Below are 21,745 nucleotides of genomic sequence, written 5' to 3' on the forward strand. Positions count from 1 at the left end.
TCCAAGGATTATCTCTTGAATTAAATAATTTTGCTGATTAATTTAAGATCAAATAAATTGTACGTTTTTTGATTTATGACGGAAGTCTATTGATTAAATAAATGGTTGCCATTTGAATTTTACATAAAGCCACTGTTAATTGTCTATGAATTGGACAAAATGCCAATAGGCTTCAATGAAATTGCGCGAAAAATGTCTAATCAATCTAAACCCTTATCGCTAATTTTTAATCATAAAGCTGGTTTTCGCATACAGGGGCCAGAAGGCATTTATGAGCAGCTGATCGATATATTTTCAGCCCAGGGTTATCAAACTAAAGCTTATGAAATCAATGATTCACAGCAATTTGATAAAATTATGGCTGAGGTGCTTGAACAGCATTTGGCATCTAGCGAGTCAGGAATTATCGTTGCGGCAGGCGGAGATGGAACTTTAAATACAGTCGCCAAACATGTGTTGAATACGCAAATTCCTGTCGGTATTTTGCCTTTAGGGACTTTTAACTATGTAGCCAGATTATTGGGGATTCCGCTAGATTTACTTGAAGCGGCAAAAGTGATTGCGACAGGACAGCCACAACGTATGAATGTTGCTCGGATCAATCAGGAAATTTATCTGAATAATGCCAGTTTGGGTCTATATCCTTTATTTATTAAAAAACGTGAAGACTATAATCGTATTTTTGGTCGCTTACCGCTACATGCCTATACTTCTGCACTGGATGTTTTAATTCGCGACCGTAAAGAATTAAAACTAAAAATCTGGGTGGATCAAAAGAAATATCCGGTAAAAACACCACTGATCTTTTTTGGCAATAATCCCTTGCAACTGGCGGATATGAAAATGCGCATTGCAGAAGCGGCTGAAAAAGGCAAAGTGGCGGGAGTGATGGTTTCTAAAAGTGATAAGCTTACTTTATTTAAGCTAGTGTATCAGCTGATTCGAGGCAAGATTGACCAAGCATCAGATGTCTATAGTTTTGCAGCCGATCAAGTCAGAATCGAATCCAGAGCCAAGAAATTGATGGTGGCGATTGACGGGGAAATTGTGGAAATGGCCCCGCCACTCAATATTTCTGTATTAAAAGATAGCCTAAGCGTAATGGTGCCACATGATCCTGCATCTGTCTGATCTGCATTTTGGAACAGAGAAGCCGGAGTGTTTAGACGCGATTCGACATTTCTGTCAGACCCATCCACTTGAAGCTGTCGTCATCAGTGGTGATCTGACTCAGCGCGCACGATTGGGCCAGTTTTTTGCCTGTAAAAAATTTTTAGATCAGCTCAATACGCCTTATATGGTGATCCCGGGGAATCATGATATTCCGCTCTATCATTTGTGGAATCGGCTTTTCAATCCATTTACCCGTTACCAGATTTTTTATGGTGAATTGGAGCCAATATTTGAAACTGAAAATTTTTATCTGATTGGGGTGAATTCGATCCGACGTCGATATCATACCAAAGGGCATTTATCCCTTGAGCAGATTCAGCGTATTGACCTGACGCTGGCGCAGGCGCCTGCGTCCAAATTAAAAATCATTGTCAGCCATCAGCCTTTTTATGTACCCTTTCAAAATAAGCGCGGTTTCAAGGACAGTCCACTGATGGCCAAAATTGCTTTAGAGGCCTGGGCAGAGCATGGTCTGTTTGCGCTGTTACATGGGCATCTGCATCAACCCGCGATTTATGATTTGAATCAGATGTTCGGACTAGGGGTGGATCATCCTGTATATGATGTGCATGCGGGGACTTCTGCGTCAAATCGTCTACATAAAGATGAACCTAACAGTTTTAATCTGATTGATGCCACAGGAAAAATTTCTCAATATTTGTTCGACGAAGCGGCGCAAGCCTTTTTGTTGAAAGCCGATCTGCTGAATAAATAGACGAAAACCTATGATTCGTTAAAAAAAACCAATTTTTTTTCATTTTTGCCCTTGAAGCGTTTTATTCCATCTCCATAAAAGTGACATCAAAAATTTTTGATGATGACCCATGGAATAATTAAGTCGTCATCAGTGACCTAAAAAAGACTTAGTCTGATGGAGTTATTTATGAGCAACATTCGTCCATTACATGACCGCGTTGTTATTCGTCGTGTTGAAGAAGAAACTAAAACAGCTGGAGGCATTTTACTTCCAGGTTCGGCTGCTGAGAAACCTGCTCAAGGTGAAATCATTGCAGTTGGTAATGGTCAAATCACTGATAATGGCGTACGCGCGTTAGACGTAAAAGTTGGCGACAAAGTATTGTTCGGTACTTATGCAGGCACTACTGTAAAAGTAAACGGCGAAGAGCTTTTAATCATGAAAGAATCTGACATTTTAGCGGTATTAGAAGCTTAATCTGCGCTAAAAAAGTTTTATTCATTCCAAATCAGATTTTGTAAAGATACAACAATATTCGGAGTCAAATATGTCAGCTAAAGACGTAAAATTTGGTGATTCAGCTCGTTCAAAAATGATTGCTGGTGTAAACACCCTTGCAGATGCAGTAAAGGTTACTTTGGGTCCTAAGGGCCGTAACGTTGTTATCGACCGTTCTTTTGGTGCACCGCACATCACTAAAGATGGTGTCACTGTTGCCAAAGAAATTACGCTGAAAGACAAGTTCGAGAACATGGGTGCTCAACTGGTTCGTGAAGTTTCTTCAAAAACCAATGACATCGCAGGTGATGGTACAACGACTGCAACTGTATTGGCACAAGCAATTTTGAATGAAGGCATCAAGTCAGTAACAGCGGGTATGAACCCAATGGACTTGAAACGCGGTATCGATATTGCGGTACGTTCTGTAGTTGAAAACATCAAGGCCACTGCAAAACCAGCATCAGACTCTAAAGCGATTGAACAAGTAGGTTCGATCTCTGCTAACTCTGATACGACTGTAGGTCAGCTGATTGCGCAAGCAATGGAAAAAGTGGGCAAAGAAGGTGTGATCACGGTTGAAGAAGGTTCAGGCTTCGAAGATTCGCTTGACGTAGTTGAAGGCATGCAGTTCGACCGCGGTTATATTTCTCCGTACTTCGCGAACAAGCAAGATACTTTAACAGCTGAACTTGAAAATCCATTCATTCTTCTTGTTGATAAGAAAATCAGCAATATTCGTGAATTGATTACAGTACTTGAAGCTGTTGCTAAAACTGGCAAACCGCTTTTAATCATTTCTGAAGATGTTGAAGGCGAAGCGCTTGCGACGCTTGTTGTCAACAACATGCGCGGTATTATCAAAGTATGTGCGGTGAAAGCACCTGGTTTTGGTGATCGTCGTAAAGCTATGCTTCAAGACATCGCGATCTTGACTGGCGGTACTGTGATTTCTGAAGAAATCGGCATGCAGCTGGATCAAACGACGCTTGATCACTTGGGTACAGCACATAAAGTAACTGTATCTAAAGAAAATACTGTAATTGTAGATGGTGCTGGTAATGCTGGCCAAATCGCTGACCGTGTACAGCAAATCCGTGCACAGATCGAAGAATCTACTTCAGAATATGACAAAGAAAAACTTCAAGAGCGTGTAGCGAAACTTGCTGGCGGTGTTGCCGTCATCAAAATCGGTGCTGCAACTGAAGTTGCAATGAAAGAGAAAAAAGACCGTGTAGATGACGCGCTTCATGCGACTCGCGCTGCAGTTGAAGAAGGTGTCGTTGCGGGTGGTGGTGTTGCACTAGTACGTGCTGCATCTGCACTTGAAGGCGTAACAGGCGCGAATGATGACCAAAACGTAGGTATCAACATTCTTCGTCGTGCGATTGAAGCACCGCTTCGTCAAATCGTATCTAACGCAGGTGATGAGCCTTCTGTAGTGATCAACGCTGTGAAGAATGGCGAAGGTAACTTCGGTTATAACGCTGCAACTGGCGAATATGGCGATATGCTGGAAATGGGTATTCTTGACCCTGCTAAAGTAACGCGTTCTGCACTTGAGCACGCCGCTTCTGTTGCTGGCTTGATGCTGACCACTGAATGCATGATCACTGAAATCCCAGAAGACAAACCTGCAATGCCTGATATGGGTGGCATGGGTGGTATGGGCGGCATGATGTAATTCATCATCCGAGCATTTCATAAAAAAATCCCCGCCATAGCGGGGATTTTTTTATGCGTTTACAGAATTATGATGCGGACTTTTTAACTAATTTATAATTTAAATTACTGTCAATTTTTTTACCTGATTTCATCTCGCGTGCTTCAATAAAATTTTCACCGACAAAGAATTTACGGTTTTCAGCTTTGTTATCTAATGTGATGATTGAAGGATCTTGAGGGTCAAAACTGAAACTGCCTTTAGTTTCGGTCTCATTATTTCCAGCTTTACCTAAATATTCCTCATTTAGCTCATAGGTTTTATCCGGATTGAGATCTAGCTCGACCTTAATCCCTTCACAGTCAGCACAAGGAAAAACACCTTCATATTCACCTGCCCAATCTAGTGAGGTTTCTGCGCTATCAGCACGGTTCATACTGGTATCCGCGTTATTTTGCTCCATCATGGCTGGGCTGGATTGAGCATTATTATTCATCGGCTCATTATCATTGGGCTTTGAACAGGCGGTTAAGGCTCCTGCAATAACGACTGCTAGCGCAGCAGTAAGCGTTAATTTTTTCATTGTTTTGACCCTATTAAATTATTTGTTATGAATTACATTAAAAGTAGTCAGTACAGATAAATAGGGCAATCTTGTTAAAGTTTGATTCATTAGGTGAATCAGACCGGAGTTATTGATAAGTGAGCAGGATTTAAGAATTTTTAGTCAAGTTTAAAGTCACTTTATGCTGTTTCGTTAACTAATTCTGAACGCTATGATTAGAAAATAATGATAATGCGGAGGGGATAATGAAATTAGAACAAGAAAATAATCTGATTGCAAAAATTTATGATGCTGCTGTATTGCCATCTTTGTGGCTGGACGTGATCAAAGATATCGTGAGCTATACTAAAAGTAAGAGTGCAATTTTTACCGGTCTGGATCAGCTTAATCCAGGCTATGATTTTGTCTATACGCACAATATCCCGAATGAAAGTCTGGCTGCTTATCAGGACGAACGTATCAGAGTGATTGATATGAAACTGCATATGCCCTTATGGAATGCGATCGAGATGGGCGATGCTTTAAGTCATAACTGTCAGCACTATGCAGAACAGCCGGGTACGGATCACTATGTGTTCTATGAGAAGTGTTTAAAGCCTGGCGGTGTATCTTATCTGGCGGGAGTATTGCTGGATCGGGGGAATTATCGTTGGGCGGTACTGGGTATTCATCGTGCACCTGAAGTACAGCCTTTTGAACAGCCTGAGCTGGATTTTCTAAGACGTATCAGTATTCATTTACGCCGGGCTTTGCAAATTCACCGGCAAATCAACTTGATTCAGCAAGATAATTTAAGCCTGTATACCGTATTGGATAGTTTAAAAACGGGGATTGTACTGCTCGATCAAAACCTGTGTTTAAGTTATTCCAATCCTGTTGCGCAAAAGATGCTTGATCAAAGTTCATGTCTGGATCTGGATATACATAACCGTCTAAAAACCAATTATGCTCAGCAGATACGTTTTGATCAGCTATTAGAAAGTGCTTTGCTGGAAGATACGACCATTCAGACTGAAGTGGGTGGAGTCCTGGCGTTGAGTGATGGGGCAGGCTCACAATTCATGCTGACGGTGGTGCCATTTAAAAAATTAAGAAATATGCAACATTTACAGTCTGCTCAGCATCAGATTGCCTTATTTATGACAGATAAAAACCAGCATTATTCCCTGTCAAGAGCTTACCTACAACAGTGTTACCAGCTTTCCAAACGAGAGTTTGATTTATGCGAGTTGTTAATTAATGGTTATAAAATAGAAGATATTGCAGAACAGTGTGGCATTACGTTGAGTTCGGTACGGACGTATTTTAAAAATATTTATGAAAAAACCCAATGTTGTTCGCAAATCGAACTGATGCATTTATTGATGGGCTGTACCATTCAATTTGAACATATTGATTAAACCGGCCTGAATTTCATATTCAAGCCGGTTTATATGGGTTATTTAACACGTTGTAAAGTTACAGGATCTTCACCTTGCGGATGTAAGATAAGATTGTTGTTAGATATATTGATGCTTGCAATTGTCTTGCTGCCATTTGAACTATCTTGTAATCCACCACACTCGTTGGTATCGAATAATACCTCGGTTGTGGTGAGAGTATTTGCTGACAATGTATATTTGCCATATTCAATCCCTGGCCAACCACAATCATCTCCGCCTTCAGTGTCTAGGAAGAAATAATAGTTATTATCAAAGAAAGCAAATAGGTGCGTTTCATTGAGTCGCCACGTGCCGACGAGACTATTAGACTGCTTAACCCGATTTAAACGGTATTCAGTACTAACGCCTGGTTCAGTAAGAATTAATTGAGTTCCAGTATAGTTTAAAGAATAAGGTTTATTCTCGGCAGGATGTGAAAGTCCCCATTCACCATTGGTGTCATGCAGGATTTCCGGTTCAATCACGGTTGTTGTTGCATTCCATTTTAAGCGGCCCATTTCAATGCCTGCTTGACCACTCTCATCTTTAGCTTCTGCTTCACCTAATGCATAGCGTCCATCTTCCAGAATGTGAATCAACACAGCAGTGTTATCGGTACGGTTAATCTCCCAAGTACCGGCAATATCTTTATAGAAGGTCGCTTGGAAGTTTTCTGAAGCTTTTTCTGGTGTTATCAACTGATCTGGTGTGATGGCTGTTTTGGTGACAACTTCATTTACGAAGTCGGTGGTACTTTGGTTAAAATTAAGCTTTACAGCAGTGAAGGCTGTTTTAGTGTCATCACTAATCTGAATGCCATCGCTATGATCACCTTTTCCATCTAAGGATTGTAAAAAAACCATAAGGTTGATACGCGCATTTTCAGTCTCAGCTAAATCCAAAGGGGTAACACGTTCTTTGGCTTCAATTTCATCACCGAGTTGAACATCACCAATATAAAATTTAACCGTTTCTCCTTCATTGAAGTTGAATTCACCATTGTCATTGGTAACTCCTGTTGCACCACTACTGGTGATATAGGTCACCCCTGAAATGATTCCGTCCGTCAGTACGCCGGTTTGAGTGCCAACATTGTTTGCTGGAGGTGTACTTGAGTTATCATCCGAACCGCCGCAGGCACTAAGTAACCCCGCTAAAGCAATACAAAGTAAAGTTTTTTTCATTAGAATCTTCCTGAAATTTATAATGTGGATTCAGTATAAAAAGACCCTCATATTTGCCATATCCCAAAATTAGGAGGTTAAGAGCTTTTTAATGTATGAATCCTTTAAATTGGAAAAAAATTCCTATTTATATGGGGAAGCAATCTGAACTATCCGTAAATTGATGTATGAGATAAGTTCAAGGTGGCAAAAATAATCAACTATTCATTTAAAAATTCTAATTATACAAATATAGATTAATTGTTTATTTTTTGCTCATAGAGCACTATCTATATTTGCCTAGGTTGCTAAAATTCGCGCAATTTTGAATAGAATTGGTGCGTGACGTGTTTGAGAAGTTAGCAGAACAAAGCCTGAACCTGATGGGTTGGGAAATTGATAACCATTGGCCCCTAGATTTAGACCAATGTGTCATGATTGCTGCTCCTCATACCAGTAATTGGGATGCACTGTATGCACGTCTGGCCTTAAAAGCATTAGGCGTGAATGTTCGCTTAACCATTAAAGACAGTTACATGAAATTGCCATTTGGACCTTTTGTGCGTGCTATGGGCGGTATCGGGATTGATCGCCGTCCTAAACAGCCGGGGGAGCCTCGTCCGAGTATGGTTCAGGTGATGACGGAATTATTCAAGACCCATCCTAAACTGGTGATGCTGGTCACGCCAGAAGCGACTCGTGCTAAACAGGAACAGTGGAAGACAGGTTTTTATCATGTCGCGATTAATGCAGGTGTGCCGATTGCATTGGCCTATATGGATTATGAGAAGAAGAAAACTGGTGTAGGTAAAATTGTTTATCCGACAGGGGATTATGAAAAAGACATGGCAGAAATCATGGCATTTTATGCAGAGATTCAGCCAAAATTCCCTGAATGCTTCAGCGTAGATCAGCGTTATTATCAGAGTTAAAATTGAATTGAAAAAAAGCAGGAAAATTCTCCTGCTTTTTTATTGCCTAATCATCATGAAGATTGACAGACTTAAGATGCATTTTCAGAAGCGGGTAAAATTCCACCCAGATTTTGGCAGGCATCTTTATAAAGATCATATTGTTGCTCCACCACTTCATGCAGTGGCAGGTCAAACAGCTCTTCACCCTGACGATATTGCTTAATATAAGACTCGACTTTGGATTTGCTGCTATACAACATCTGCTGATAGTAGTCAGTCATACTGCTATGTGGCATTTGTGCGGTATCTACCTTGGCACAATGGAAATTTTGCAGTAATTGTTCTGATTTTTTCAAATCGCTGGACATACAACCTGCCAGCAGCAAGGTACTGAGCAATGTCGTGATAAATTTCATGGAAAGTAGACTAAAGGCTTTATGGGAGCGCACTATTGTAGAAGTAAAACCCGGTCACAAAACCTTTTTAATCTACCAAATGGTTAAAAAATAGAACAACAGAGTTTGAAAATCTAGGTCCATTCTCTAAACAACTAACCTTTGACCAAGCCGCCATCTACAATCAGGTTTTGTCCTGTGACAGCACGTGAATAAGGTGACAAAAACATCAGGATTGCAGCAGCAAATTCTTCTGGTGTAATTACGCGGCGTAAAGGCGTCGATTGAGCAATCAGGTCAAAGACAATGTCAGGTGTGGCCTTACTGGCATCCGTAGTTTGTAACAGGCCACCAGAGAGCATATTTACATTAATGCCATATTGTCCCAAGTCTTGCGCCGTGGTGCGGGTAAAGGCCAATAATGCTGCTTTGGCGGCGGTATAGTCATGATAAGGAACTACCGGATTTTGCACGAGGTTTGTACCAATATTCACGATCCGGCCGAACCCTGCCTGTTTCATGTCATCCAGTGCGGCTTGGGTGGTATTTAAAGCTGCCTGTACTGCACCGCTGAATTGCCGTTGCAACATGTCCCAAGTCAGCGTTTCTACTTTAGGGCGTGCATCGCCATTAAATTCAAATTCAATCAGTGCATTATTGACTACAGCATGAATTGCTTCGCCGAAATGATTTTTTGCCGCGGCAAATAAAGCGCGTACCTGATCAGCTTGAGTGACATCTGCCTGATAAATAAATACCTGCGCAGGATATTGCTGGGCAAGCTGTTCGGCTTGCTGCTGACTGCTATGATAGTTCACGACCACGCGCGCACCCTCAGCCAGTAAAGCCTGAGTAATGGCTAAACCCAGGCCACGCGCACCGCCAGTAACAAGAACGATCTGATCACGAATCTGCATAATGATGATCTATATTGCGAAAGATTGGCCTTAACATAGCAGTTATTTCACCGGATTCAAGCTTTAGCAGGGAAGACAGACTCGGCTTGATCTTGTGTTTAAATGAATTGGGATGCTAATAGAAAACAGCCTGCGCTAAAGAGTAAACTTAAGATCACACGTTTAAACAGTAATTCTGAAATTTTATAAAATAGCTTTGCACCTAAAATAGCCGGAATACTCACAAAAACAATCAGCAAGGCCAGATAGGGTAAATGACTTTGATTGATCAGACCTTGCCATAGATACGTACCCATCGTGAAAAGCTGAATTGCAAAATTAAAGTGCCGCAAAATATAGCGCTGCTGGGCTTTGGATAATTGTTTTAACATCACCCAGGCTGAAGGAATGGCACCGCAAAAACCGCCCAGTCCTCCTAATATCCCACCAATAAAACCGATGCAGCTATCAATCAATTTTCCTGAATGCTGGATCGTTTTGAATTGCGGATTGAATAGCATCACCGGACACCACAGGACCAGAAAAAATCCCAAGATTATCTTAAAGGTATCTGCTTGAATGACCTGCAACAGATAAGTACCAAGAGGCACGCCAATTAGACCAGCAACCAGATAAGGCAGCACCAACTGTCTGGATAAAACCGGCTGCTTTTGTTCCTGACTGAGTGAAATCACATGACTCCAGATCGAGGCAAATACCAGCAAAGGCGCGGCCAGTTGCGGAGGTAGTACCCAAACCCAGAAAGACATGGCGATTAGGGCAAAGGCAAAACCGGTTAGTCCCTGGACGAAACCTGCGACCATTGCACCAAGAATAAATAACAGCCAAGTCATAGAGATCAGGTCATAAGCAAAGGCAGCAGTATTCTCAAGATTTAAACAAAAGCCAAGCTTCTATTTAGCTGTATTTATGCAAATGAAAGTTAGAATTTTTATAAAAGCATGAAAGCTAAATAGGAAAAAAGACGTTTATGGTCATGTATAAAACATGCATAAATCTCTACAAGAGTGCAACAATGGCTCCGTTCACTCTCCACGAACTCGCCTGATACTGACAGAGTGCAGTAAGAGGTGATGGACATGATGAAAAAAGTGATATTACTTTCTGTATTGGCCGTGTCATTAACCGGTTGTGTGGTTGATCCTTGGGATGATGATTATCGTGGCAACAGAGATCGTAATGGACATTATGATCGAGACCACAGAGATCATGACTGGAAAAATAAGGACCATAAAGATCATCGGGATTGGAAACGTGACCGAGATAACCGCGACTGGCGCCGTGATCGTTAATCACAGTCTTTAAATTTGACTGACTACAATGACAAAAAGGATTCCACTGAGGAATCCTTTTTTAATGTCTCTTCAAAACAATTTAAATCAAGAAATACTTTTTTGATAAAGCCCAGCACGAACTGTACCGGCTTTGGTATTTTTAATTAAACGCCATGAGGATGGCAATTTAAGCAATTGTAAATCACGATCTGCTTCTACATAAATATAGGCATTGTCCTTGATCAGAGGATCTGCCTTGAGCGCTAGTTCTTCCCATAAATCTAAGCTATATGGCGGATCTAGAAAAACCAGATCAAACTGTGTCTGAAGAGCGGGCAAGGCTTGCTGCGCCGTAGCCACTTTTAATTGTGCACGTGCTTTGGTGACTTTTAACAGTTCAAGATTTTGGGTCAGAAATTGTGCCTGAGTACGATCCGGCTCAATCATCACCACTGATGCAGCACCACGCGATAATGCCTCAAACGCTAATGCCCCAGAACCGGCACAAATATCCAACACCTGTGCATTTTGTACATCCCACATCAGCCAGTTAAACAGTGTTTCCCGAACACGGTCAGGCGTCGGGCGCAAACCCTCAATGCTGGCAAAAGGCAGTTGGCGGCGTTTCCAGTCACCACCAATAATTCGAAGCTGGTTTTTCATCTTTAATCTCGCTCTACCGGTGTCGGAGCAGGTGTTGCTGCGGGAGATGCAGCCGTATTTGCAGAAGTCGGAGCAGCATTGTCGGGCTGGTCACTGGCTGGAACGGCACTAGATGCTGCATCCTGACTCAACATGCCTGCACCACTTGGCAATTCAGCTGGCTTGATTCCGGCCGTCATCAGACCACCACTTAATTGGTGGCCTTGTGGGCGTACCGGATTTTTATCTTTATGCAGTAACCAGTAATCAAAAATTGGACGGGCCAGAGCCGTTGCGGCACTACCACCGCGACCATTTTCCAGAATAACTGCAATCGCGATTTCAGGATTTTCAGCAGGTACAAAACCGACAAACAGGCCATGATCCAGCTGACGGTCAGTCAATAAGGATTCATTATAGCGCTTGCCCTGAGCAATACTTTTTACCTGTGCCGTACCGGTTTTTCCGGCAATAGAATATTGTAAGCCGCTTTTAATGCCTCGGCCTGTACCGGATTGAATTACGTCCACCATTGCATCACGCATCTTGATCCAGTCTTCTTCCTGACCATTAAAATCGATCTTGCCATGGGTGCCATTATGCATCTTGAACGGTTTGGCACCGCGACTTTCACGCAAAACATGGGGAATGACTTTATTGCCATGATTGGCAGTAATGGCTGTGGCCATAGCCAGCTGTAATGGCGTTGAAGTAAAAGCACCCTGACCAATACTGACAGAAATGGTTTCACCACGTGACCATTTGGCCTTGCGGGTACGCATTTTCCATTCCGGGTTTGGATACAGTCCTGAGCTTTCACTTGGTAAATCCACCCCGGTTTTTTCGCCAAAGCCAAACTGACGCATCCAGGTATTCATTTTTTCAATGCCCATCCGGTAGGACATGACATAGAAATAGGTATCACAGGAGACGACCTGCGCCTTATGCATATTCACTGCACCATGCCCGGATTTTTTATGGTCACGGAAACGGTGACTGTCTCCCGGCAGACTGAAATAGCCTGGATCAGAAATAGTGGTATCCCAGTCTACCAGCCCATGATGCAGACCACCGAGCGCAAACATTGGTTTGATAGTAGAGCCAGGTGGATAAACTCCTTGTACCGCACGGTTATATAAAGGTTGATCAAGGTTATCACGCAGGAATGAATAATCTTTGGTGCTGATCCCGGTCACAAACAGGTTCGGGTTAAAACTTGGACTAGATACCAGCGCCAGAATTTCCCCGGTTTTGGGATTCATCGCCACAATCGCGCCACGACGCCCGGCCAGTTGCTCCGAAGCGACTACCTGCAAGCCGTAATCCAGTGACAGGAACAGATCATTACCACGTACCGGATCTTTACGGCCCAAATGACGCAGCACATTACCAAAGGCATCTGCTTCTACCGATTCATTTCCCGGCACACCATGTAAAAGTTCTTCATAGGATTTTTCCACACCGATTTTTCCGATCAGGTTGGTTCCAGCATAGAGATCCTTATCAATTGATTTCAGTTCTTTGTCATTAATCCGACCGACATAACCAATCACATGTGCGAACAGGTCACCATGCGGATAGTAGCGGGTCATCTGGGTTTCAATATTCACGCCCGGAAATTGATATTTCACTTCACTGAAACGGGCAATATCATTTTCATTCAGGTTGAGCTTGATTGAAACCCGTTCGGTTTTACGTGCTGTTTTAATCCGGGTTTGAAAGCGTTCAAGATCTTCTTCGGTCAATTCCAGAATCGGTTTCAGGCGTTCGAGCGTTTGATCGATATCCTGTACGTCAGCACGACTTAAAGTGGCAGTAAATACTGGGTAATTGTCGGCCAGCAGAACGCCGTTACGGTCATAAATATAACCGCGCGCTGGAGGCAAGGGCTGTAGACGAATCCGGTTCTCATCAGAAGCTGTAGTAAAGCTTTCAAAGTTGAACAGTTGCAAATAGGCATAGCGGCTGACCAGCAGCAGCATAAAGAAAATGACAATCCCCATGGAAATCAAGGCTCGACTGCGATAGATGCGCTTTTCTTGTTGTGCATTTTTTAAAGGAAAGTGCTGCTTCATACGCGATCGACTTAAGACCTGAGAGTGGTAGAAAAGAATCAAAGTGGAGTATTCTAACGCAACTGCACTTGATTTGATAATGAAAAACTGTCCTTGCAATCAGTTCCTTTAAGCTTTGACTTTGCAGACATTAAAATTGTAAAGTGCTGTATATAAGAGTTGTGATAATTCTGCTAGAGTAAAATCTAATAAAAATAGGACTATACCAAAAACTATAATTAAGGAAGATGGTGAAGGAATGAACAAGGTTTACCCTTTGTTAGCGTTTGCATTGTGGGCGAACGGGGCTTATGCACATGATCAGATTAATAATACTGCAACCAAAATAGAGCCTACTCAGGCAAAAGCCTTTAATGTGGGTGTTGGTTTTACCCAGAAATTACTGCATTTAAATACCGAATGGGTGAACCCTTATGGGATTGCTTATGTGAAAGGTGGTGTTTTTCTGGATGATGATCGTACGATTGGCGGCCAGGCAGGCTTTCGTTATCCTGCACATCTCACCGGCAAAGATAAAAATGGTTATTATGTCGGGGTTTATGCCGGGCATATCGACAGCAAACAGGTTGATGGCGAATATGAAGGCCGTTTAGGTGCTGGCGTTGATTTGGCCTATGTTTTGCTTAGTTCAGAACGGATCAGCAGTTTTAGTATCGGGATCGGTGCCGGAGAGAAACTCGAAGACCGAAATGGTCGTGCTGTGGCTGAAACAGAACCCCGGCTACAATTTTCCTATACTTTAAGTATCGGTTTATAGACAAAATATTCGACCTTATTAATATGTGTATTCTGTGAACAAAAAATTAAATATGGAAGTTATGCATGCTTGAGTACGTCAACGAGTTGTGGCAAACCTTTGTAAACCGCCCGGATTTTTGGGCCGTGCTCAGCATTATTCCAGTGACTGCATTTGTAACCTGGGCTCACGTCTGGATGGCGCTGAAAATGGTCTTTTATCCGATCAATTTTTGGGGTTTCCATCTCGGGCCATTACCTGTGGGCTGGCAAGGGATTGTGCCACGCAAAGCTGGACGTATTTCAGGCATTATTACCGATAACACACTGTCAAAATTAGGCTCTATCCGCGAATTTTTACAGGCGATGGATCCGGATGATATGGCACGCATCATTGGCGAGCAGGTCGGTTTCGAACTGGAACATCTGATTGATGAAGTCATGATGGATCGCAATGCGGTGCTCTGGGAAAACCTGCCTTTTGCCATCAAACGCAGAATTTATGCACAAGCACAAAAACAAATGCCGGCAATTTTGCGTGAATTAGTGACTGAGCTGACCATGAACGTCGAGTCACTTGTAGATATGCGTGAAATGGTAGTGAGCCAGATGGAAGGCGACCGTCGCTTGATGGTGCGTATGTTCCTGAAGGTGGGTCAAAAAGAGATCAATTTTATCTGGCATATCAGTGCCCTCATCGGGATGTTCTTTGGGATTTTCCAGATGATTGTCTGGTTTGTAGTGCCGTGGCACTGGACTGTACCGTTCTGGGCTGCGATCTGGGGCTTTTTGACCAACTGGATCGCGATCTGGATGGTATTCAACCCACTCTATCCACACCCAGTAAAGTACCCGCAATTCTTTGCCCGTACCACAAATCGCAAGTTTCCGTGGATTAAGCCGGTGATTCCTCGTATCGGCACCTATAACATACAAGGCGCATTTATGAAACGTCAGGATGAAGTCTCTGACGTCTTCGCAAGTGTAGTCACAGAAGACCTGATTACGTTAAAATCGATCATGACCGAGATGATGTATGGCGGCAGAAAAGATAAAACCCGCCGCATTATCAAACGTCATATTAATGAAATTATGGAAACACCCCTGGTTCGGACCTCTTTACAGCTGTCTTTAGGACCAAAAGAGTATGCAAAACTCAAGACGGACTTGATCGATCGCTCGATTGAAATTACGATGGTGCCTGTATGCGACCCAGCATTTAATGCGAGCCGTGCACAGAAAATCTATCAAATGTTTAGAGACCGCATACGCGAGTTGACTCCGAAGGAGTTTCAGAATCTTTTACGTCCTGCATTTCAGGAAGATGAATGGATTCTGATTTTATTGGGTGGGGTAACCGGTTTTGTCGCGGGTTTAATCCATTTGTTTGTGGCTTTCTTATAATGAGATGCCGGGGGACACAATCGGGTGATTGTGGTCGTGGCGTCATACATATTGTTTAAATGAGGATGTTTATATATGCGCATTATCTTACTCGGACCACCTGGAGCAGGTAAAGGTACACAAGCTCAGTTGATCTGTAAGCGCTACAATATCCCACAAATTTCAACCGGTGATATGCTCCGTGCTGCAATTCGTGAAGGAACTGAATTAGGTCTACAAGCTAAAAGTGTCATGGACAATGGCGGTTTGGTTTCTGATGACTTGATCATTGGTCTGGTGAAAGAGCGCATTGCGCAACCTGACTGTGTAAACGGCTGCATTTTTGATGGTTTCCCGCGTACCATTCCTCAAGCAGAAGCCTTGGAAAAAGAAGGCATTGCAATTGATCACGTGATTGAAATTGATGTACCAGATGAAGAAATCGTACAACGTCTTTCTGGCCGTCGTCAGCATCCTGCATCTGGCCGTGTCTATCACATCGTTTACAACCCGCCAAAAGTGGAAGGTAAAGATGACGAAACGGGTGAAGATCTGGTTCAACGTCCTGATGACCAGGAAGCAACCATTCGTAAGCGTCTAGGTTCTTACCATACTGAAACCGAGCAACTGGTTGGTTTCTACCAAGGCCGTGCAGCGTCTGGTGAAAATGCACCAACTTATGACAAGCTAAATGGTTTACGTCCAATCGATGAAGTTCAAACTGATCTTTTCGCGATTCTGGATCAGGCAAAATAATCGGCTGACGATGATTTTGACAATCGGAGAGCCCTAAGTCATATTAGGGCTCTTTTTTATTGCGTATTTGAACAGGGTACTTGTTGCTATGAAATTTGGCGTATTGGTGTTGATGGTAGTCTTTCTGACAGTATTGGTAGGTCTGTTCTATTTCAGTTTTAAAATGCTCAACAAAGTACGTCAGGAAGAACGTGCTGAAAATGCAGCAAAGCGACCTGAGCGCCAGCTCCATCCAAAATTACAAGCCGAACTTGAACAGCGCAAGCAGCAGGAAAAGGCTGAACAAGATCAGGATAAATAATCCATAATAGTTCAGCTCAGCTAAGAATTTGGTTTGAACGAAAAGCACTCTTCTCATAGTCGATAAAAAGGTGACACATTGGTCACCTATTTTTATCCCAGCTTGATCACGCCGTTCTATTCAGCAAGCTCAATATTTTTCACTGCAATTTGGCGGGCTGCACCAAATTCAAACCGATCCGGCCAGTTACACACATCGGATACTACACATTCATGACATTTCGGTTTGCGCGCAATACACGTATAACGACCGTGTAAAATCAGCCAGTGATGTGAATCAATGATAAATTCCTTGGGAATGACTTTGACCAGACGGTGTTCAACTTCCAGCACATTTTTGCCAACCGCTAGTCCGGTACGGTTACCTACCCGGAAAATATGGGTATCAACCGCCATGGTCGGCTGACCAAAGGCCGTATTCAGTACCACATTCGCCGTTTTACGACCTACACCCGGCAGGGCTTCTAAGTCTGCACGATTGTCCGGTACGATGCTGTTGTGCTTCTGAATCAGCATCTCGCAGGCTTTAATCACGTTGACCGCTTTCGAGTTATATAAACCAATGGTCTTGATATATTCCTTCAAGCCGTCCACACCTAGCGCATAAATGGCTTCCGGTGTATTGGCGACTGGAAAGAGTTTGTCTGTGGCTTTGTTGACGCTGACATCGGTAGCTTGAGCAGAGAGCGTGACCGCGACCAGTAATTCAAAGGGATTGGAATAATTCAGCTCAGTTTTTGGGTTAGGCCGCTGTTCACGCAGGCGTTCAAAAAAGGTCTGAATCTGCTTTTTGGTCATGTTTTTAACGGGCTTGGCCTTTGCTGTGGTCATGTTCTATCCCTGTAAAGCCTGTAATTGCTGTGTCAGTTCTTCCAGTTGGGTGCGTTTTCGGGCATCTTCACGAACCGAAAGCTGTGTTTCCAGTTTTTTAATTTGGGTACGTAGTTTTGCCAGTTCAATCGTGGTCTTGGAATCGAAAGCTACAGGTGCATTCTCTGGCTTGCTCGCGACTTCAATCACAGGAAGTTGCTCATTTAAAGCAGAGAAACGGGCAAACAGGGCAGTATCAATTTCTGCACGGACCACAGGTCCCTTACGATCGGTACGCCGTTTTTCTTCACGCTGGATGTGCGCATAGTAACGCTGACGCAGATCATCCTGTTCCGCAAGACGCTGTGCTTCAGTCGGCAAGGGTTGTTGATCTTCAACCAGATCGATGCAGTCTACCGGACAGGGGGGAATACATAACTCACAGCCCGTACATAGATCGGTCAGAATGGTGTGCATCAGTTTACCGGAACCAATAATTGCATCGACCGGGCAGGCGCTAATGCATTTGGTACAGCCAATACATTCATCTTCACGAATTACGGCTTTGATGCGCTGAGGACGACCATCGGCTTGAACTGGCCAGACACTTTCTTCAGCTTGAAGTTCAGGACGATTTAATAATGCAGCCAAAGCATCGGCAACAGGCTGTCCGCCCGGCACACATTTATTGGCATTTTCCCCCTCAGTAATCGACTGGGCATAAGGTAAACATCCGTCACGGTGACCGCAGAGTCCACATTGGGTTTGAGGGAGTAAAGCGTCAATCGATTGGACCAGAGAAATGGGCGAATTCATGTATAACCAGCGTTACTCATGGCAAGCATGAGAGAGTAAGTGAAACAAAATATGTCGATTCATCAATTTTAACATATTTTTAAACTCCTAAGTCGTGCGCAATTAAGGGTCAACTTGTGCCTTATTATTAGGCATAAATCTGAATCTAAGCCTTGATTCGATTGGCATTTCCTGACATAGAAAAAATTTTCATAATCAATATAAATATTTGTTATCAAATTAATTTTAAAGTATTTTCAAAAAAAGTATTGTAGATTAGTTACAAAAGATATTTAATATTTTGCGCCAAAATTTAACATTGATTGTAAATTTGACCAATTTTGATCCATTTTCTGCTGAGGATTAAGCGTTGAAATACAACACACTTAATGAGTTCCTAGATTACGTAAAATCACGTGATGCACATCAACCAGAATTTCTTCAAGCTGTAGAAGAAGTGATGACCAGTTTGTGGCCGTTCATTGAAAAGAACCCACAATACGCAGCACATGGTTTACTAGAACGTCTAGTTGAGCCAGAACGTGCGATCCAGTTCCGAGTTTCTTGGGTAGATGACCAAGGTCAGACTCAAGTAAACCGTGCGTTCCGCGTACAGTACAACTCAGCGATCGGTCCATTTAAAGGTGGTATGCGTTTCCACCCTTCAGTGAATCTTTCAATCCTAAAATTCTTAGGCTTTGAGCAAACATTTAAAAATGCTTTAACCACACTTCCTATGGGTGGCGGTAAAGGCGGTTCTGATTTTGACCCTAAAGGCAAATCAGAAGGCGAAATCATGCGTTTCTGCCAGGCTTTAATGATCGAGCTGTATCGTCACCTTGGTGCGAACACAGATATCCCTGCAGGTGATATTGGTGTAGGCGGTCGTGAAGTGGGCTACATGGCCGGCATGATGAAAAAATTAAGTAACGATACGGCATGTGTATTCACTGGTAAAGGTTTAACTTTCGGTGGTTCATTGGCACGTCCGGAAGCAACGGGTTACGGTACTGTGTATTTCGCTGAGGAAATGCTTAAGTCTCGTGGCGAAAGCTTCAAAGATAAAGTCGTTGCGATTTCAGGTTCTGGTAACGTTGCGCAATATGCTGCTGAAAAAGCAATGTACCTCGGTGCGAAAGTGGTTTCACTTTCTGACTCTGCGGGTACAGTTCACGTTAAAGACGGTTTCACTGATGCACTTCTTGCTGAAGTCATGGAACTTAAAAATGTAAAACGTGGCCGTATCTCAGAATTCGCATCTAAACACGGTTTCGAATATCTTGAAGGACAACGTCCTTGGGGTATCAAGTGTGATATCGCATTGCCATGTGCGACTCAAAACGAACTGGATGCAGACGACGCTGCTCAGCTTCTTGCAAACGGTGTAATCTGTGTGGCTGAAGGCGCGAACATGCCTTCTACACTTGAAGCGGTTGAGAAGTTCGTTGAAGCGAAAATTCTTTATGCGCCAGGTAAAGCATCAAATGCAGGTGGTGTGGCAACTTCTGGTCTTGAAATGTCTCAAAACGCATTGCGTTTAGGCTGGACTTTCGAAGAAGTTGACGAGCGCTTACACGCAATCATGAAAGAAATTCACCGCAACTGCGTAAAATTCGGTACTAAGGAAGACGGTACTGTGAACTATGTTGACGGTGCGAACATTGCTGGCTTCGTAAAAGTTGCTGATGCAATGCTTGCTCAAGGCGTATTCTAAGTCTGACTTAGTCTAAGCTGAAAAAACCGGGGCTGTTGCCCCGGTTTTTTTATATCTGGTATTTTTAGTTTTAGAGAGCACCCTTAACTATTTTACGCTCAACCGCCATATCAAAAATATAGGCATATTTCGATTGATCGGCTGCCGGATGCTTAATTTCAAAACGTTTGACCCGAATAATCTGCCGTTCATTTGGTGAATGCTGAAAACCTTCGATCTGGTCATAGAATAAAGTCCAGTCTTTATCCACCTGAGTTTTCAGGCCATTCTGATCATATTTCACTTCTTTGACTTGCAAGCAGCTTTGTTGGGTTACGCCGGTACATTGTTTGGTATCGGGGGAAATTTCCAGAAAAATTGTTTCAGCCTGACCTTGGTATTTGGTTTCCGGAGTCATTTTCCCGATAAATTCATACGCTTGACCATTTGCGGCCATCAACGTCAAAGTCGGCTTGTTAGGATCTGTGGCATTGAGCGTAAAAGGAATGTCACGCTTCTGTAAAAGCTGGCTGACAAAACGTTCCTGCTCCATCAATGCTGCATCGCAGGCCATTTCAGTGCCTACAACTTCGCTGGTGGTGATGATACTGTTTTTTACTGACCAGGTCGTCCCAAGTCCATTACAGCCCGTCACCGCGCTCAGACGGCCTTGAGCATCAAAACTGAGTACGATTGGTCGTTCTAGTCCACGATTCAGTTCCCAGTAATAGGCTGGAAGAATCTGATCTGCATTTTTTTGTTGTATGGTGGCCATTGCAAGATCTCCAGCTCGTTGAATATCACTGGACTGACAGGCTGCAAAAGTTAAAGGCAATAATGCCAGCACAATAAATTTTAATTTCATGGACTTATAATGAAGTATATAAAGTTCAAACAATAATAATGGATAGATTGCAAAAAAATATGGATACATTTCGCAGCTTTGAGTTGCAAAATGTATCCATGATTAAGATTTTAGCGCTGAAGCAAGATTAATCGAAGCGATAAATATCCATGCCGAGTGAACCCATGCTGAAACTGCTATGTACCAGACTAAAGCGCTGACCTGTGCCCATCGCAAAGAAAATCGGAGCAAAATGTTCCAGCGTTGGATGATTGCGCGCCATATGCGGAATATTGGACCAGTCCAGTACCGCGTCATAATCGCTGTGTGTCAGTTTATGCACCACAAAATTACGGAAACCTGAAGCCCATTCGGGTACATCAGCAGCCGTTCCATCCCAAGACAGTTCACGTAAATTATGGGTAATGCTGCCCGAACCAATCAGCAGGATTTGCTGTTCACGTAAAGGTGCCAGGCTTTGACCAATCTGATAAATCTCATCCGCGCTCATCGACATGGGTAAGGAAATTTCTACCACGGGAATGCTGGCATCTGGATACATATGTAGCAGCGGCATCCATACACCATGATCACGCGGACGGGTACTGTTGGCATGTGCAGAAAAACCGGCATTGGCCAGCAAGCCTAAGACTTTTTCGGCCAGTTCAGGATTTCCCGGCGCAGGATAGCGCAATTGATAAAGTTCAGGCGGGAAACCACGAAAATCATGCCAAGTTTCTGGGCGAATTGCGCTACTGACTTCCAACGCATCACTTTCCCAATGCGCAGACATCACAATAATCGCTTCCGGGCGTGGCAGATTTTCGCTCAAACGATGCAAGGCAGGACCCACTTGCTCAGGATTTAGCGCCAGCATAGGAGAGCCATGAGAAATAAATAAGCCGGGCAACGTTTGTAAGTTCATAAGTCAAACCACATCTGGAAGATGCCTCAATAATGCATGAAAAATAGAAATAAGAGCAGAAGAGATTATTCAACAAAACGTTGCATATAAAGAACGCTTCAGCAAAA

General features: G+C 43.1%; 23 protein-coding genes. 12 read left to right on the top strand and 11 right to left on the bottom strand.

Annotated features, from left to right (window positions below; genetic code table 11):
* The first annotated feature begins 192 nt into the window (after nucleotides 1-192).
* The 4 genes from NI469_RS05430 to groL all read left to right on the top strand — a co-directional run bounded on the left by NI469_RS05430 (nucleotide 193) and on the right by groL (nucleotide 4,052).
* Nucleotides 193-1,131 (top strand): diacylglycerol/lipid kinase family protein, encoded by a 939-nt coding sequence (locus tag NI469_RS05430; protein ID WP_253174571.1) that lies wholly within the window; start codon nucleotides 193-195, stop codon nucleotides 1,129-1,131.
* Nucleotides 1,112-1,888: a metallophosphoesterase family protein gene (locus NI469_RS05435; RefSeq protein WP_253174572.1), complete on the top strand. Its 777-nt coding sequence runs from the start codon at nucleotides 1,112-1,114 to the stop codon at nucleotides 1,886-1,888. Before NI469_RS05430 ends, NI469_RS05435 begins: the two co-directional genes overlap by 20 nt.
* 168 nt (nucleotides 1,889-2,056) lie before the next feature.
* Entirely contained in the window at nucleotides 2,057-2,347 is a 291-nt protein-coding gene (locus NI469_RS05440; protein ID WP_004646315.1) for a co-chaperone GroES, read from the top strand.
* Between the two features lie 70 nt (nucleotides 2,348-2,417).
* Nucleotides 2,418-4,052 (top strand): chaperonin GroEL, encoded by a 1,635-nt coding sequence (gene groL / locus NI469_RS05445; RefSeq protein ID WP_004279474.1) that lies wholly within the window; start codon nucleotides 2,418-2,420, stop codon nucleotides 4,050-4,052.
* Nucleotides 4,053-4,119: 67 nt separating this feature from the next.
* Here the strand turns inward: groL and NI469_RS05450 are convergent, their stop codons facing one another.
* Nucleotides 4,120-4,614 (bottom strand): copper resistance protein NlpE, encoded by a 495-nt coding sequence (locus NI469_RS05450; protein WP_005262338.1) that lies wholly within the window; start codon nucleotides 4,612-4,614, stop codon nucleotides 4,120-4,122.
* A gap of 227 nt (nucleotides 4,615-4,841) precedes the next feature.
* On the opposite strand from NI469_RS05450, the gene NI469_RS05455 reads away from it, so the two are divergent.
* A complete protein-coding gene (locus tag NI469_RS05455; protein ID WP_253174573.1) occupies nucleotides 4,842-5,996 on the top strand; it encodes a LuxR C-terminal-related transcriptional regulator in 1,155 nt (384 codons plus the stop codon).
* Between the two features lie 38 nt (nucleotides 5,997-6,034).
* Here the strand turns inward: NI469_RS05455 and NI469_RS05460 are convergent, their stop codons facing one another.
* The gene (locus NI469_RS05460) at nucleotides 6,035-7,201 is read right to left on the bottom strand and encodes a hypothetical protein (protein WP_005262329.1); all 1,167 of its coding nucleotides are present in this window, start codon (nucleotides 7,199-7,201) and stop codon (nucleotides 6,035-6,037) included.
* Nucleotides 7,202-7,563: 362 nt separating this feature from the next.
* Here NI469_RS05460 and NI469_RS05465 point away from each other — a divergent pair, with 362 nt between their 5' ends.
* Nucleotides 7,564-8,112 (top strand): 1-acyl-sn-glycerol-3-phosphate acyltransferase, encoded by a 549-nt coding sequence (locus tag NI469_RS05465; protein WP_171066337.1) that lies wholly within the window; start codon nucleotides 7,564-7,566, stop codon nucleotides 8,110-8,112.
* A 71-nt stretch (nucleotides 8,113-8,183) separates the two neighbouring features.
* Here the strand turns inward: NI469_RS05465 and NI469_RS05470 are convergent, their stop codons facing one another.
* The 3 genes from NI469_RS05470 to NI469_RS05480 all read right to left on the bottom strand — a co-directional run bounded on the left by NI469_RS05470 (nucleotide 8,184) and on the right by NI469_RS05480 (nucleotide 10,239).
* On the bottom strand, nucleotides 8,184-8,510 hold the full coding sequence (locus NI469_RS05470; protein WP_005262326.1) for a hypothetical protein: 327 nt from the start codon (nucleotides 8,508-8,510) through the stop codon (nucleotides 8,184-8,186).
* Between the two features lie 134 nt (nucleotides 8,511-8,644).
* Nucleotides 8,645-9,406 carry a 3-oxoacyl-ACP reductase gene (locus NI469_RS05475; protein ID WP_005107495.1) on the bottom strand — a complete coding sequence of 254 codons (762 nt, stop codon included), beginning with the start codon at nucleotides 9,404-9,406 and terminating at the stop codon, nucleotides 8,645-8,647.
* A 98-nt stretch (nucleotides 9,407-9,504) separates the two neighbouring features.
* Nucleotides 9,505-10,239 (bottom strand): sulfite exporter TauE/SafE family protein, encoded by a 735-nt coding sequence (locus NI469_RS05480; RefSeq protein ID WP_005262324.1) that lies wholly within the window; start codon nucleotides 10,237-10,239, stop codon nucleotides 9,505-9,507.
* A 246-nt stretch (nucleotides 10,240-10,485) separates the two neighbouring features.
* On the opposite strand from NI469_RS05480, the gene NI469_RS05485 reads away from it, so the two are divergent.
* Nucleotides 10,486-10,698, top strand: a complete 213-nt coding sequence (locus tag NI469_RS05485; protein ID WP_005104632.1) for a hypothetical protein — start codon at nucleotides 10,486-10,488, stop codon at nucleotides 10,696-10,698.
* A gap of 87 nt (nucleotides 10,699-10,785) precedes the next feature.
* On the opposite strand, the gene rsmD is transcribed toward NI469_RS05485, so the two are convergent.
* Entirely contained in the window at nucleotides 10,786-11,343 is a 558-nt protein-coding gene (gene rsmD, locus NI469_RS05490) for a 16S rRNA (guanine(966)-N(2))-methyltransferase RsmD (protein WP_005104630.1), read from the bottom strand.
* A gap of 2 nt (nucleotides 11,344-11,345) precedes the next feature.
* Nucleotides 11,346-13,397, bottom strand: a complete 2,052-nt coding sequence (gene mrdA, locus NI469_RS05495) for a penicillin-binding protein 2 (protein ID WP_253174574.1) — start codon at nucleotides 13,395-13,397, stop codon at nucleotides 11,346-11,348.
* Nucleotides 13,398-13,635: 238 nt separating this feature from the next.
* On the opposite strand from mrdA, the gene NI469_RS05500 reads away from it, so the two are divergent.
* The 4 genes from NI469_RS05500 to NI469_RS05515 all read left to right on the top strand — a co-directional run bounded on the left by NI469_RS05500 (nucleotide 13,636) and on the right by NI469_RS05515 (nucleotide 16,572).
* A complete protein-coding gene (locus NI469_RS05500; RefSeq protein ID WP_253174575.1) occupies nucleotides 13,636-14,154 on the top strand; it encodes a hypothetical protein in 519 nt (172 codons plus the stop codon).
* A gap of 65 nt (nucleotides 14,155-14,219) precedes the next feature.
* Nucleotides 14,220-15,536: a DUF445 domain-containing protein gene (locus tag NI469_RS05505; RefSeq protein ID WP_004279487.1), complete on the top strand. Its 1,317-nt coding sequence runs from the start codon at nucleotides 14,220-14,222 to the stop codon at nucleotides 15,534-15,536.
* 75 nt (nucleotides 15,537-15,611) lie between these two features.
* Complete coding sequence (gene adk / locus NI469_RS05510; protein ID WP_086044003.1) at nucleotides 15,612-16,271, top strand: adenylate kinase; 660 nt, start codon at nucleotides 15,612-15,614, stop codon at nucleotides 16,269-16,271.
* Nucleotides 16,272-16,359: 88 nt separating this feature from the next.
* On the top strand, nucleotides 16,360-16,572 hold the full coding sequence (locus tag NI469_RS05515; protein WP_086044002.1) for a hypothetical protein: 213 nt from the start codon (nucleotides 16,360-16,362) through the stop codon (nucleotides 16,570-16,572).
* Between the two features lie 116 nt (nucleotides 16,573-16,688).
* Here NI469_RS05515 and nth read toward each other — a convergent pair whose 3' ends face one another.
* The gene (gene nth, locus NI469_RS05520) at nucleotides 16,689-17,402 is read right to left on the bottom strand and encodes an endonuclease III (protein ID WP_005246932.1); all 714 of its coding nucleotides are present in this window, start codon (nucleotides 17,400-17,402) and stop codon (nucleotides 16,689-16,691) included.
* 3 nt (nucleotides 17,403-17,405) lie between these two features.
* Nucleotides 17,406-18,197, bottom strand: a complete 792-nt coding sequence (locus tag NI469_RS05525) for an RnfABCDGE type electron transport complex subunit B (RefSeq protein ID WP_086044001.1) — start codon at nucleotides 18,195-18,197, stop codon at nucleotides 17,406-17,408.
* Nucleotides 18,198-18,546: 349 nt separating this feature from the next.
* Between NI469_RS05525 and gdhA the strand changes: the two genes are divergently transcribed.
* The gene (gene gdhA / locus NI469_RS05530; RefSeq protein ID WP_005246929.1) at nucleotides 18,547-19,890 is read left to right on the top strand and encodes an NADP-specific glutamate dehydrogenase; all 1,344 of its coding nucleotides are present in this window, start codon (nucleotides 18,547-18,549) and stop codon (nucleotides 19,888-19,890) included.
* 70 nt (nucleotides 19,891-19,960) lie between these two features.
* Here the strand turns inward: gdhA and NI469_RS05535 are convergent, their stop codons facing one another.
* Together NI469_RS05535 and NI469_RS05540 are read right to left on the bottom strand one after the other, a co-directional pair.
* Complete coding sequence (locus tag NI469_RS05535) at nucleotides 19,961-20,734, bottom strand: META and DUF4377 domain-containing protein (RefSeq protein WP_034439259.1); 774 nt, start codon at nucleotides 20,732-20,734, stop codon at nucleotides 19,961-19,963.
* Between the two features lie 127 nt (nucleotides 20,735-20,861).
* Nucleotides 20,862-21,638, bottom strand: coding sequence for a DODA-type extradiol aromatic ring-opening family dioxygenase (locus tag NI469_RS05540; protein WP_005262303.1), 777 nt, complete (start codon nucleotides 21,636-21,638; stop codon nucleotides 20,862-20,864).
* Nucleotides 21,639-21,745 lie beyond the last annotated feature (107 nt).

Source organism: Acinetobacter lwoffii (assembly GCF_024129735.1).
GTDB lineage: Bacteria > Pseudomonadota > Gammaproteobacteria > Pseudomonadales > Moraxellaceae > Acinetobacter > Acinetobacter lwoffii_H.